This is a genomic window from Allobosea sp. Root381, from assembly GCF_001429395.1.
In the GTDB taxonomy this organism is placed as follows: Bacteria; Pseudomonadota; Alphaproteobacteria; order Rhizobiales; family Beijerinckiaceae; genus Allobosea.
Map to the genome: position 1 here is coordinate 60,876 of NZ_LMJT01000044.1, position 12,610 is coordinate 73,485.

Genomic DNA, 12,610 nt, shown 5'->3' on the forward strand with positions numbered 1-12,610 from the left:
GCTCAGACCCCCACGCCGATCACGGTCTCGCGGACCTCCGGATGGTTCAGGATCTCGTCAGGCGTGCCTTCGAGCGCGATCCGCCCGCCCGACCAGACCGCGACGCGGCTGGCATAGCGGGCGACCACGTCCATGTCGTGCTCGACGAAGATCGCCGTGGTGGCGCGTGCGTCGAGCGCGCGCGTCAGCGTGTCCATGACCTGGAACTTCTCATGGCTGGAGACGCCCGAGGTCGGCTCGTCCATGAAGATCAGCTGGGGGTCCAGTGCGAGCGCGACCGCGATGTCGATGAGCTTGCGCATGCCTTCCGGCAGTTCCCGCACCGGCCGCTCCGCCGTCTCACGCAGGCCGACGGAATCCAGCAACGCGACCATCTCATCGCGCCTCGGATGACGATCGAGCCGCTGGAAGGGCGACCATGTCCCCTCGCGCGCGCTCAGCGCCAGAAGCAGGTTTTCCATCACCGTGTTGTCGGTGAAGAGCTGCGGAATCTGGAAGGAACGGCCGATGCCGCGGCGCGTGATCACGCGCGGCGCCAGCGCCGTGACATCCTCGCCCGCGAAGAAGACACGGCCCGATTGCGGCTTGAGATAGCCGGTGCAGAGATTGATGAAGGTGGTCTTCCCGGCGCCGTTCGGCCCGATGATGGCGATGCGCTCATGCCGGCGCACCTCCAGGCTCGCGCCGCTCGCCGCCTGCACGCCGCCGAAGCGAAGTTCCAGGTCGCGGGCCTCGAGGATGAAGCCGGTCATGGAGCGCCCTCCCCCGCGGCCGGCGCCCGCTTACGCCCGGCGATGAGGCCGTAGAGCCCGCTCGGCGCGAAGAAGATGATCACCAGCAGCATGACGCCCAGCACCGCATGCCAGGTCTCGGGTGCATAGACCGCCGCATAGCCGCGGATGATCTGGAACATCAGCGCGCCGAGGAACGGCCCGGCCACGCCGCCGACACCGCCGAGGATCGCGATGAAGACGAACTCGCCGGAGCGCACCCAATAGGCCAGCTCCGGAGTGACATGGCCTGAGACCAGCGCGATGATCGCACCGCCCAAGCCGGCCAGCAGCCCGGAGAGCAGATAGGCGCCGTAGAGCACCTTGCGGCTCGACACGCCAAGATATTCCAGCCGCGTCTCGTTCGACTTGATCGCCTCCAGCGCCTTGCCGCCGGGCGAGGTCAGATAGCGCGCCACGGCCAGCGCCGCGACGGCCGCGAGCGCCAGCGTGATGTAGAACATCCAGAACTCGAAGGCTTCGCGCTCCAGCGTCATGCCAGCGAGCGTCGGCCGCGGCACGCGCTTGCCGTCGGCGCCGCCAGTGATCGAGAACAGTTTCTCCAGCAGCGAGAAGAACACCATCGAGATGGCGAGGTTGAGCATGCCGAAGAAGATCGCCCGGTAGCGCACGATGAAGAGCCCGACCAGCGCCGCGACAAGCCCGGAGGCGGCGGTCGCGATCGGCACCAGCAGCAGCACTTCATGGCCGAGCTTCGCCGCCGCCATGAAGGCCACGACATAAGCGGAGAAGGCGAAGAACAGCCCATGCCCGAACGAGACCTGCCCGGCCCGCAGCAGGACGAGGATGCCGAGCGCGGCCAGCCCCTCGCAGAGCGCGACCGTCAGGATCACCGTCGCCCAGGGCGAGAGCAGCGGGAAGACCATCAGTGCGGCGAGCAGCAGCGCGCCGATGACGAGCTGGCGCGACATCAGACCTTCCTCGTCTGCAGCGTCGTGAACAACCCCTGCGGCTTGATCAGCAGCACCGCGACCATGATCAGATAGGGGATCAGCACGTCGAATTCCGGCGCGAAATAGACCGCGGCCGAACGCCCGAGCCCGATCATCAGGGCCGCCACCGCCGCCCCTTCGATCCGCCCGAGCCCCGCCGTCGCCGCCACGGCGAAGGAGAGCACAATCATGCCGGAACCGATGCCGGGCGTCAGCGAGGTGGTGGCTGAAGAGAGCGCTCCGCCCAGCGCCGCCAGCGACGCGCCGATCATGAAGGTGAAGAGGTAGATGTTGGTCGCGTTGATGCCCATCGCCATCGCGGCCTCGCGGTCCTGCGTCACCGCTACGATGGCGCGACCGAAGGAGGTCCGCCGCAGGAACAGCCGCAGGCCGACGAGCACGGCCAGCGCCACGGCCGGGATCAGGATGAGCTGGTAGCTGGTGTAGTAGATGCCGAAGACCTCGACCGTGCCGAGCCAGTTCATCGGCGCGTTGGCGAAGAGCGGCCGCGTGCCGAAGATCACCTTCTGCGCATCCTCCAGGATCATGAAGACGGCGAAGGTCACGAGAAGCTGCAGCACCTCCTCCTTGCCGTAGATCCGCCGCAGCAGCAGCGCCTCGACGACGCCGCCGACCACGACGCCGACGAGGATCGCCGAAATCAGGAAGATCGGGAAGGACAGCCAGGTCGGCAGGCCCATTCCCGCCGCCGCCAACACCGCGCTCGCCGCGACATAGGCCCCGATCGCGTAGAACGAGCCATGGGCGACGTTGAGCACGCCGAGCACGCCGAAGATCAGCGACAGCCCGACCGCGACCAGGAAGATCAGCGAGCCATAGGCGATGCCGTCGAGCGCGGCGAGGAAGAGCATTTCTGGAGGCATTGCGGCCCGTTCTTCGGAGGTTCAGACCCCGCACCACGTCATTGCGAGGGGCGAAGCGACGAAGCAATCCGGGGGGAGGTAGAGCTCTTCCGCTCCTGGATTGCTTCGCTACGCTCGCAATGACGGATCAGCCTGTTGAGACGCTCACTTCGAATAATCGAAGGTCTCGATCGACTTGTCGTTGACCAGCTCGGGCTTCACCTTGGCGAACCAGTCGAGTGACTTCTCGCCGACCGGCGTCGTCACCAGCTTGCCGGGATAGAGCGCCATCTTGTCGTAGACCGCGAAGGGGAATTCCGGCACGCGCTTGGTGGTGCCGAGCATCTGGTCCTCGAGACCCTGATGGTCGGAGCGAATGGTGATCGTCCCCGTCAGCGACTTGAACTCCAGCCCCTCGAAGGCGGCGATGACCTGCTCCTTCGTCGGCCATTTGCCGCCGGCAGCCGCGCCGGCCTTCTCATAGGCCTTCACCAGTCCGGTCACGGCCTGGTTCATGTGGAAAGTCGGATAGATCGGATAGACGCCGGTCTTGTCCTTGTACCTCTTCACGAAGGCCTGCATTTCCGGCGAGTTCTTGTGCTTCGGGTGCAGGAAGTAGTGGTCGCCGCGCGAGCCGACGATCACGCCGTCGGGCAGCACATTGCCGAGGCGCTCCAGCGAGCTTTCCGCCAGCGGCAGCACGAAGGTCGACTGTTTCAGGAGCCCGCGCGCCGCCGCCTGCTGGATGAAGGTGTCGAGGTCGCCGCCCCAGGAGGTCGAGATCACGACATCGGGCCGCAGCGCCGAGAGGCGGGTGATCTCGGTCGAGAAGTCCGGCGCGCCGAATTTCGGGAAGAGCTCGGCCACGACCTTGACGTCGGGCTTCAGCGCCTTGAGCCCGGCCTGCAGCAGCGCCCAGGATTCACGACCCCAGGCATAGTCCTGGTTGACCACCGCGACCGTCTTGAAGTCGGGCTTGGTCTTCATCAGGTAGAGCAGCGTCGCCATCATCTCGGCGCCGGCATGGCCCTGGGTGCGGACCGAATATTTCCATTTGCCGTCCTCGAAGATCGTCTGCGTCCCGCAATCCCACATCACGTTGACGACCTTGAGGTCCTCCGCGACGGGAGCCAGCGCGTTGCAGGAGCCCGACGAGATCGCGCCGAACATCACCTGCGCGCCCTGGTCCTGCACCACGCGGCGATATTCCGAGATCAGCTGGTTCGTGCCGGCGCCCTCGTCGACATAGACCGGCTTCACCGGCACGCCGAGGATGCCGCCCTTGGCGTTGATCTCCTCGAAGAACAGGTCGGCCGCGTTTTTGCCGGGAACCCCGAAGACCGAGGCCGGCCCGGACAGGAAGGTCGCGATCCCGACCACCAGTTCCTTCGGCTTCTCCTGCGCCCATGCCGGCAGCGCCAGTAGCGCCCCCAATGCGAATGCGGCGGCGGCTGATCCCGTCTTGAGCATCGTGCCTTCTCCCTGGTTTCCCCGGGAGCACGCTCTTTTCGGCGCGCTTCCCAAACTGGAAGGGGTGCATGAGCCTCAGATGAGGACAAGTAGGATAAAGCGATGAGGGCCATAGCGTTTCCCTATGGGAGGCGCCGGGCCAGTCAGGATTTCGATATGGCCGGCATCGCAAATCCCTATTTGACTTCGCGTGCCGCAGCACGCCCGTGTGGCGCCCAATCCGACGGACGAGGAAAGATGACGGACGCCCTCGAGGGAATTCTGGTTGTAGCGCTCGAACAGGCCGTGGCCGTCCCGACCGCGACCTGCAAGCTTGCCGATGCCGGCGCGCGGGTAATCAAGCTGGAGCGGCAGGAGGGCGATTTCGCCCGCGGCTACGACGATTACGCGAAGGGGCAGTCCTCCTATTTCGTCTGGCTCAACCGCGGCAAGGAGTCCTGCCGGGTCGACCTGAAGCAGGCCGGCGACAGGGCCATGGTCGAAGCCATGCTGGCGAAGGCCGACATCTTCATCCAGAATCTCGCCCCCGGCGCCACGACGCGGCTGGGGCTGGGCGCGGCCGCATTGCGCGCCCGCTATCCGAGGCTGATCACCTGCGACGTCTCGGGGTATGCGCCCGGCACGCCGCATCACGTCCGCAAGGCCTATGACCTGCTGGTGCAGGCCGAATCGGGGCTCGCCGCCATCACCGGCACGCAGGATTCCGGCCCCTCCCGCATCGGCGTCTCGATCGCCGACATCGCCACCGGCCAGGCTGCCTATGCCGCGATCCTCGAAGCCCTCCTGCGGCGGGCGCGGACCGGCCAGGGCTCGGCGATCCAGCTTTCGCTCTTCGATACACTCGGCGAGTTGATGAACGTGCCCTACCTCACGCGGCGCTATGGTGGCATCGAACCGCCCCGGCTCGGCCTCGCCCATCCCTCGATCGCGCCCTACGGCGTCTTCACGACCGCCGATGGCAGCGTGCTGATCTCGATCCAGAGCGAGCGCGAATGGCAGATCCTGGCCCGCGAGGTGCTGGGCAGCCCGGCGCTGGCCGAAGACCCGCGCTTCGCGAGCAATGTGCTGCGGGTCCGCCAGCGCGAGGTCCTGGACGCCGAAGTGCAGTCCCTTCTCGCGAACCGGCCGTTCGGCGAGGTCGCCGCCGCGCTCGACCGTCATGCGATCGCCTATGGCACGGTCTCCAGCGTCGGCGATCTGATCACCCACCCCGCCGCGACCACGCTCGCCGTGGCGACGCCGCTCGGCGAGGTCGAGGTGCTGGCCCCGCCCGCTATCGTCGACGGCAACAGGGTCGCCCCACGCCCGGTGCCGGCGCTCGGCCAGCACGACGCGGCGCTGCGCGCCGAGTTCGCCTCGAACTGCTGAACGAGCGACAGACGAAGCTCGTGCAACACGCCCCCTTGCGACCGAAAGCTGCGCCATGGACATCGACCACCTCAGAAGCTGGATCGGCAACACGCAAGAGGCTTCGGACCTGATCACGCCGCGGCTCGTCGCCAGCTATGCGGCAACTTTCGCCCCGCATCTCGCGCCCTGTGCCGCCGGCGAGGCTCCCCTCGCCCTGCACTGGTGCCTCGCGCCGCCGATCGCGCCGATGGCCGCGCTGGGCCTCGACGGGCACCCGGCCAAAGGCGGCTTCCTGCCGCCCGTGCCGCTGCCGCGGCGGATGTGGGCCGGCGGCTCGATCGAAACGCTCGCGCCGCTGCGCGAAGGCGATCTGGTGACGCGGCGCTCGCGCATCGGAGACATCGTCGCCAAGGAAGGCCGTACCGGAGCGCTCTGTTTCGTCGCGGTCGAGCACGAATTCTCCACGCCGCGCGGAGTGGCTCTGCGCGAGCGTCACGACATCGTCTATCGCGAGGCTTCCGCGCAGGCGCCTACCGCCGCGGCCGCCCCGCCGGAAGCGGCCGCGCCCCAGCCCGCCGACCTGGCCTGGGAGGTCGAGGCGAGCCCGGTCCTGCTGTTCCGCTATTCGGCGCTGACCTTCAACGGCCACCGCATCCATTACGACCTGCCCTATGCCACCGGCGAGGAGGGCTATGCCGGGCTCGTCGTCCACGGGCCGATCCAGGCCACGCTGATGCTGAACATCGCCGCGACGCTGTCCGGCAGCGCGACGCTGAAGCTCGACTATCGCGGCCTGAAGCCGCTGATCGCCGGCGGCTCGTTCCAGGTGAAGGCGCGGCGGAAGGATGACGGGACAATCCGGACCTGGACGGAAGGGTCCGACGGCTATGTGCGCATGGAGGGCACGGCGCACCTCACCTGAAGCAGGGCGCCGGCCGTCTCAGCCATAAAGCTCCGGAGGCCCGCTATCTTCGCCCAATGTCGCGGACCAGCTCTCGTCGGTGACGAGGCCGCGCAGGATCTCCCAGGAGAGCTGCCCGATGGCGCGGGCGGCGGCCGGCATCGGCCGTTCCCTCGAAAAGGCGAGATAGACCTTGCGGTGGAGCGAGGGCTGCACGATCGGCCAGGTCTGGAAGATGCCGGCCCGCTCCTGTGCCGCGACCGCCATGCGCGGCAGGATGCTGTAGCCCAGGCCGTGTTCGACCAGCCGCTTGATCTGCCCATAGGACTCGATCTCGATCGCCGGCTGGATGGTGGCTCCCGCCTCCCCGGCCGCCTCGTCGATCTGGTCGCGCAGGCCATGGCCGGGACCGGGCAGGATCAGGTCGAGCGGGGCAGCATCGGCGAGGGCGACGGGCGTTCCCGCCTCGGCCGGCGCCTGCGCCGCACCCGCCGCCGCGAACAGGCAGAGTTCCTCGGTCAGGACGTGGTGGATGCCGAGCCCCTTCGGATCCGAGGTCGAGTAGATCACGGCGAGATCGACCTCGCCGCGCCTGAGCCAGTCCAGCACGAAGCCGCTCATCGCCTCGGCGATACGGATGCGGATCGCCGGATAGCGGCCGCGCGCCGCCTGGATCAGCGGCACGCTGAACTGCTCGCTGACCGTGCCGGGCAGGCCGATCCTGACCTCGCCGGCTGGCAGCTCGGCCTCGCCGCGCACCTGCTCGGGCAGTGCCGCAAATTCGGCGAGGATCGAACGTGCCCGCGTCAGCAGGCGCTCGCCTGCTTCCGTCGGCAGGACGCCGCGCGTGCCGCGATGCAGCAGCGCAACCCCCAGCTCCTCCTCCATATGGCGCAGATGCTGGCTCAACGCCGGTTGCGCCACACGCAGCTTCGTCGCCGCCTTGGAGAAGGAGCCCTGCTCGACAATGGCCGCAAAATAGCGGAGCTGGCGTAGATCCATCGCCGTTTTCGTCTCGCAGTGACCGCGCTCGTGCCTGAATAGCCGGGTGGGGTGGCGAAGGCCAGCGCGGGCGCCCCGCGGCACAGGGGAGCGCCCGTCGTTACGCAGCGGCAGCTTTGCGTTATGGTCGCTAGATCGAACCGATATTGGTCCGGCCACTGGCGCAGGTGCATCCTCCCGCCCAGGTGGCGCGACAGGGCTGCTAGGGCCGACACGTTCCACCGCCGAAGAACTGCCGACGGCCGATGCCGGAAGCCACGACCGCACAGGAGGAAATGCCGTGTCCGACGACAAGTTCGTTCCGCCGTCCGCAAGCCGCCGCGGCTTCCTGGGGTCGGCGGCGGCTCTGGCCGCAGGGGCAGTGCTGCCCTTCGGCGCTCCGGCCTTCGCCAAGGCGCCGCTCTCCAAGACCCAGCCCGCCTATTTCTATCGCTTCATGCTCGGCAATGCCGAGGTGACGGTCGTCTCGGACGGACCGCTGCCACTCGGCGACCCCGGCACCAGCTTCCTCGGCGTGCCCAAGGAAACCGTCTACGGCATGCTGGAGACGAACTTCCTGCCCAAGGACAACGTCGTCCTCGAGCAGAACATCCCGATCGTGAATTTCGGCGACCGGCTGGTGATGTTCGACACCGGCATGGGCTTCTCGAAGGCCTTCGGCCCGACCACCGGCCGGCTGATGAAGAGCCTAGAGGAAGCCGGATTCAAGCCCGCCGACGTCGACGACATCGTCTGCAGCCACGCCCATATCGATCATATCGGCGGCATCTGCACGGCGGACGGCAAGGCGCTGTTCCCGAATGCCCGCATCCATATCAGCCAGGTCGACTTCGATTTCTGGACCGACGAGAGCAAGCTTGGCTCGCCGCTCAAGGCCTTCATCGAGCATGCGCGCGCCAATCTCCTGCCGGTGCGCGACCGCATCGTCTTCTTCAAGGACCAGCAGGAGTTCCTGCCCGGCGTGCAGGCCCTCGCGGCGCCGGGGCACACGGCGGGCCACCACATCTTCAAGGTGGCCTCGAACGGCAAGTCCTTCGCCTTCCTCGGCGACCTGACGCACCACGCCATCCTGTTGACCGAGAACCCGCGCCTCGAATTCGCCTATGACAGCGACCCGAAACAGGCCGTGCAATCGCGTGTCCGGCTGCTGACCATGCTGACCGAGGAGAAGATGCCGGTGATGTCCTATCACTTCGCCTGGCCGGGCTTCGGCAATCTCGTCAAGGCAGGCGACGGCTTCCGCTACCTGCCCGCGCCTATGCAGCTCGTGCCGGTCTGAGGGGGCGAAGCAAGAAGGACGAAACGGAGCTTTTGGCTACCGCGTCATTCCGGGCTTCGCGAAGGGAAGAGCCTGGAACCCATAACCGCTGTCCAGGCAGGAGAAGGCGAGCCCGGCGCCGAGCCTACTCGCAAGGCAGGCCGTGTTCGTGGGTTCCGGGCTCAGGCCTGCGGCCTGCCCCGGAATGGCACGCGCTTACAAGCCCAAATCGTCGGCTATGCCGGGTCTGATAGCAGGACTTCGTAAACCGGCGCCCCTCCCGCTTCGTCGATCTCGATCTCCGCTTCGAGCAGGCGCTGGAAGGCGATCTCCGCCGGGCTCATCTCCAGCGACGGGTTGCAGATGAGGTAGAGGTCGGCGCCGAGGCCGACGCCCGCACCGGACAGGTTCCAGAGCGTGCCGGCATCCACCGCATCCTGCACGGACGCGAGCGGCAGGATGCCGATGCCCATGCCGGCGGCGATCATCCGCGCGACCTCCTCCAGATTGGGGCTGGTTCCAACCGTCCGGCTGCCGAGGCCCACCCCTTCCCGCAACGCGACCATCGGTTCCAGCGCCCCGTCCTGCCCGCAGGCGAGGGCGACGAAGGGCTCTTCCGCCAGATCGTGCAGCGGCACGTCGCGGCGGCCATGCAGCGGGTGGTCGCGCCCGCACAGGATGCCGAACTCCTCGCGCAGCAACCGCCTGCAGCTCAGGCCGGCGAGCGGGTTCGGCAGCAGGCAGATCCCGAATGGGCCGAGCTTCTGCGATACCGACCGTACGATGTCCTGGCTGGTCGCGACGTCGATCCGGACCATGACGGAGGGGTGGTTGCGGTTGAGCCGGGTCAGCGCCCGGTCCAGTGCCGGCAGGACGACATGGGTCACGACCTGGATCCGGACCAGCCCGGTCAGCTCGTCATGCTCCTCCGAGAGCTTGTCGCCGATCCGGGCGACACTGCGATAGATCTCGACGCATTCCTTATGGAGCAGCTCGCCGCGCTTGGTCAGGACGAAGCGGCGGCTGTCGCGCTGCACGAGTTGCCCGCCGAGCGTTTCCTCCAGCCGCTGCAGGGCGGCGCTCACCGAAGGCTGGCGCACCAGCAGCCGCTCGGCCGCGCGCGTGATGCTGCGCTCCTCGACGATCACCAGGAACGTGTGCAGGAGGTTCCAGTTCAGGTGATGCAGTTTCGGGCGCTTTGCCGTCACGAACCCTCTCTCCGGCTGCCCGCCGCCCCCGCTCGCGGAGCCCCCTTTTCGCGCCCGCGGAAGGGAATCGCAAGCCAGCCGGCGTGACGGCCCCGGGCCCCATGCCATGAACAGGCGAGGTTCGTGCAAGCGTTCCCGGGTTGCGTCTTGCAGGATGACGATCCAACCCTGTTCGTCCCGACCCCGTCCAAGGATTGCAGCTGATGCCCGCCAAGACCGATCCCCTTGTCCATATGGGTACGATCACCGGCGGGGAGGCCCGCGACATCCTCAAGGACAATCCCGTGATCCTGCTGCCGCTGGGCAGCCATGAGGATCAGGGGCCGCATGCCCCGATGGGCGACTATCTCCTCGCCGAGAAGATCGCCGAGCTCGCCGCCATCCAAGCCAGCAAGGCCGGGACGCGCACGCTGGTCGCGCCCGTGCTGCCATTCGGCGGCGCGGATTTCTTCGGCGCGATGCCGGGCGGCATCGCTCTCTCCCAGGCGACGCTCACCGCCGTCATCGCCGAGATGGTCGATTCGCTGCACCGGCACGGGCTGACCCGCCTCATCGTCCTCAACGGCCATGGCGGCAACGTCGCGCCGATCGCGGAGGTCGCGCGCAAGCTTTTCCTGCGCGATCGCACCGTGCTGCCGAGCCTCTATCTCTGGCGGATCGGCTTCAGCCTGCTGCCCGACATCCTCGGCAAGGAGAAGGCCGTCGCCGCGGCCGGACATGGCGCCGACCCGCTGACCTCTTTCGGCCTGCATCTCCTGCCCGAACTCATGCGCAAGGATCTCGTCCCCGAAGGCAAGCCGATGAAGCGGGATCCGCTTCTGGACCTGCCCTTCACCGGGCTCGGCACGGTCGGTTTCGAGGGCCAGGACGTCGCCCTGCCGAATGAATCGGACGACATCTGCCATCTTGGCGTCTCGCAGGGCGATCCGCGCCTGTGCTCGGCAGAAACCGGCGCCGCGCTGACGGAAAAGCTGACCGGGATCTGCGCACGCTTCATCGCGCATTACGCGAGCAAGGTCCCGGCCTGAGCGCCGCTCTCGATTCCCGCATCGGCCCCATGTCCCGGCCGCTCTCGCCTCCGTCGGACGGACGGAGGATGATGACGCCGTCTTGCCATCGCTTTCGAAAGCCCGCCTGCCATGAACGCCATCACCCCCGCCCCCCGCGTGGCGCGCTTCACCTGCGAGAAGAAGCCGGCCACCGGCTCGCGCGGCATGGTCGTGACCAACCATCCGCTCGCCTCGGCTGCGGGCTCGCAGATTCTGCTCGCCGGCGGCAATGCGGTCGATGCGGCGGTGGCCGCCCTCTTCGCGCTGACCGTGGTCGAGCCGATGATGGTCGGCATCCTCGGCGGTGGCGTCTCGCATATCCGCATGGCGGACGGGCGCCACTCCGTCATCGACAACCTCTCGACCGCACCGGGCAAGGCGACGCCCGAGATGTACGACTGCCTCTCCGACGAGATCGGCAAGCAACGCGACGTGCGCGACCGCGAGAACCTGATCGGCCCCAAGGCGGTCGCGGTGCCGGGAGCCCTCGCCGGCTGGTGCGAGGCGCTCGCCCGCTTCGGCACGCTGCCGCTCGCCGAAGTGCTGCAGCCGGCGATCGCGCTGGCCGAGCGCGGCTTCGTCACCACGCCCTATCTGCGCGACTGCATCGCCGACACCGCCAAGGATCTCGCACGCGATCCCGGCCTCGCGGCGCTGTTCCTGCCCGGCGGCGAGCCGCTGCCGGCCGGCTCTCGACTGGTGCAGACGGACTACGCGCAGACCCTCAAGCTCATCGCGCAAGAGGGGCCGGGCGTGCTCTATGGCGGCCCGCTCGGCAAGGCGCTGGCCGATTTCATGGCGCGCAATGGCGGGCTGATCGACGAGGACGATCTCGCCAGCTACCGCGTCGCGCTGCGCGAGCCGATCGAGGGCAGCTATCGCGGCCATGCCATCTTCGGCCCGCCGCCGCCCTCCTCCTCGGGCGTGCATGTCGTGCAGATGCTCAACATCCTCGAAGGCTATGACATCGGCGCGCTCGGCTTCGGCTCGGCCGATGCCGTTCATCTCCTCGCCGAGGCGCTGAAGATCGCCTTCGCCGACCGCGCTGTCGCGACCGCCGATCCCGCCTTCGTCAAGGTCCCGGTCGCCCGCCTGATCGACAAGGCCTATGCCGCCGAGCGCCGCGCGCTGATCGAGACGGGGGCGGCAAGACGCTGGTCGTCCGGCCTGTCCGGTGGGGAATCGAACGACACAACCCATGTCACGGTCGCGGATTCCGCCGGCAACGTCATCTCCGCGACGCAGACGATCAACGGCGTCTTTGGCGCCTGCACCCAGATTCCCGGAACGGGAATGCTGACCAACAACTACATGTTCAACTTCGATCCCCATCCCGGCCGCGCGCTCTCGATCGCGCCGGGCAAACGCGTCTTCACCTCGATGGCGCCGATGATCGTGCTGAAGGATGGCCGCCTCGCCTTCGCGCTCGGCCTCCCCGGCGCGCTCCGCATCTTCCCCTCGGCGCTGCAGGCGATCGTCAACCTGATCGACCACCGGATGACACTGCAGGAAGCGGTCGAGGCGCCGCGCATCTGGACGGAAGGTGGCGTGCTGGAGTTGGAGGCGGCGATCCCGGATGCGGTGGCCGAGGAGTTGGCACGGCGCGGCCACCCGATCGTGCGTTCGCCACGCATCGCCGGCGGCATGAACGCGATCTCCTTCGATCCGGACGGCACGCTGACCGGCGCCGCCTGCTGGCGCGCCGACGGCACCCCCGTCGGCATCTCGGGCGGCCTCGCCAAGGCCGGCGTCCGCTTTACGATCTAAGACGACCTCCTCACCGCCA

At 67.9% G+C, this 12,610-nt stretch carries 11 protein-coding genes; 5 read left to right on the plus strand and 6 right to left on the minus strand.

The window, feature by feature from the left end:
• Positions 1–2 precede the first annotated feature (2 nt).
• From ASE63_RS25195 to ASE63_RS25210, 4 genes are all read right to left on the minus strand, one after another.
• Positions 3–752: an ABC transporter ATP-binding protein gene (locus tag ASE63_RS25195; protein ID WP_056808242.1), complete on the minus strand. Its 750-nt coding sequence runs from the start codon at positions 750–752 to the stop codon at positions 3–5.
• On the minus strand, positions 749–1,702 hold the full coding sequence (locus ASE63_RS25200) for a branched-chain amino acid ABC transporter permease (protein ID WP_056808245.1): 954 nt from the start codon (positions 1,700–1,702) through the stop codon (positions 749–751). The genes ASE63_RS25195 and ASE63_RS25200 overlap by 4 nt, the downstream gene beginning before the upstream one ends.
• Positions 1,702–2,607 (minus strand): branched-chain amino acid ABC transporter permease, encoded by a 906-nt coding sequence (locus tag ASE63_RS25205; protein WP_056808247.1) that lies wholly within the window; start codon positions 2,605–2,607, stop codon positions 1,702–1,704. The genes ASE63_RS25200 and ASE63_RS25205 overlap by 1 nt, the downstream gene beginning before the upstream one ends.
• A 144-nt stretch (positions 2,608–2,751) precedes the next feature.
• The gene (locus ASE63_RS25210; RefSeq protein ID WP_056808249.1) at positions 2,752–4,056 is read right to left on the minus strand and encodes an ABC transporter substrate-binding protein; all 1,305 of its coding nucleotides are present in this window, start codon (positions 4,054–4,056) and stop codon (positions 2,752–2,754) included.
• A gap of 237 nt (positions 4,057–4,293) precedes the next feature.
• Between ASE63_RS25210 and ASE63_RS25215 the strand changes: the two genes are divergently transcribed.
• Together ASE63_RS25215 and ASE63_RS25220 are read left to right on the plus strand one after the other, a co-directional pair.
• Positions 4,294–5,424: a CoA transferase gene (locus ASE63_RS25215; RefSeq protein WP_056808251.1), complete on the plus strand. Its 1,131-nt coding sequence runs from the start codon at positions 4,294–4,296 to the stop codon at positions 5,422–5,424.
• 55 nt (positions 5,425–5,479) lie between these two features.
• Positions 5,480–6,328 (plus strand): MaoC family dehydratase N-terminal domain-containing protein, encoded by an 849-nt coding sequence (locus ASE63_RS25220; protein WP_056808252.1) that lies wholly within the window; start codon positions 5,480–5,482, stop codon positions 6,326–6,328.
• Between the two features lie 18 nt (positions 6,329–6,346).
• On the opposite strand, the gene ASE63_RS25225 is transcribed toward ASE63_RS25220, so the two are convergent.
• Positions 6,347–7,309, minus strand: coding sequence for a LysR substrate-binding domain-containing protein (locus tag ASE63_RS25225; RefSeq protein ID WP_056808254.1), 963 nt, complete (start codon positions 7,307–7,309; stop codon positions 6,347–6,349).
• A gap of 328 nt (positions 7,310–7,637) precedes the next feature.
• Here ASE63_RS25225 and ASE63_RS25230 point away from each other — a divergent pair, with 328 nt between their 5' ends.
• The gene (locus ASE63_RS25230; RefSeq protein ID WP_156410613.1) at positions 7,638–8,588 is read left to right on the plus strand and encodes an MBL fold metallo-hydrolase; all 951 of its coding nucleotides are present in this window, start codon (positions 7,638–7,640) and stop codon (positions 8,586–8,588) included.
• Between the two features lie 215 nt (positions 8,589–8,803).
• On the opposite strand, the gene ASE63_RS25235 is transcribed toward ASE63_RS25230, so the two are convergent.
• The gene (locus tag ASE63_RS25235; protein ID WP_056808257.1) at positions 8,804–9,775 is read right to left on the minus strand and encodes a LysR family transcriptional regulator; all 972 of its coding nucleotides are present in this window, start codon (positions 9,773–9,775) and stop codon (positions 8,804–8,806) included.
• A 203-nt stretch (positions 9,776–9,978) separates the two neighbouring features.
• On the opposite strand from ASE63_RS25235, the gene ASE63_RS25240 reads away from it, so the two are divergent.
• Positions 9,979–10,803: a creatininase family protein gene (locus ASE63_RS25240; protein ID WP_056808394.1), complete on the plus strand. Its 825-nt coding sequence runs from the start codon at positions 9,979–9,981 to the stop codon at positions 10,801–10,803.
• Positions 10,804–10,914: 111 nt separating this feature from the next.
• Positions 10,915–12,591 (plus strand): gamma-glutamyltransferase, encoded by a 1,677-nt coding sequence (ggt, locus tag ASE63_RS25245; protein WP_056808258.1) that lies wholly within the window; start codon positions 10,915–10,917, stop codon positions 12,589–12,591.
• Positions 12,592–12,610: the final 19 nt, after the last annotated feature.

What these genes read in the sequence shown, in the direction of transcription:
- ASE63_RS25195 (WP_056808242.1), bottom strand. Translation starts at nt 752, where the DNA reads ATGACCGGCTTCATCCTCGAGGCCCGCGACCTGGAACTTCGCTTCGGC.
- ASE63_RS25200 (WP_056808245.1), bottom strand. Translation starts at nt 1,702, where the DNA reads ATGTCGCGCCAGCTCGTCATCGGCGCGCTGCTGCTCGCCGCACTGATG.
- ASE63_RS25205 (WP_056808247.1), bottom strand. Translation starts at nt 2,607, where the DNA reads ATGCCTCCAGAAATGCTCTTCCTCGCCGCGCTCGACGGCATCGCCTAT.
- ASE63_RS25210 (WP_056808249.1), bottom strand. Translation starts at nt 4,056, where the DNA reads ATGCTCAAGACGGGATCAGCCGCCGCCGCATTCGCATTGGGGGCGCTA.
- ASE63_RS25215 (WP_056808251.1), top strand. Translation starts at nt 4,294, where the DNA reads ATGACGGACGCCCTCGAGGGAATTCTGGTTGTAGCGCTCGAACAGGCC.
- ASE63_RS25220 (WP_056808252.1), top strand. Translation starts at nt 5,480, where the DNA reads ATGGACATCGACCACCTCAGAAGCTGGATCGGCAACACGCAAGAGGCT.
- ASE63_RS25225 (WP_056808254.1), bottom strand. Translation starts at nt 7,309, where the DNA reads ATGGATCTACGCCAGCTCCGCTATTTTGCGGCCATTGTCGAGCAGGGC.
- ASE63_RS25240 (WP_056808394.1), top strand. Translation starts at nt 9,979, where the DNA reads ATGCCCGCCAAGACCGATCCCCTTGTCCATATGGGTACGATCACCGGC.
- ggt (WP_056808258.1), top strand. Translation starts at nt 10,915, where the DNA reads ATGAACGCCATCACCCCCGCCCCCCGCGTGGCGCGCTTCACCTGCGAG.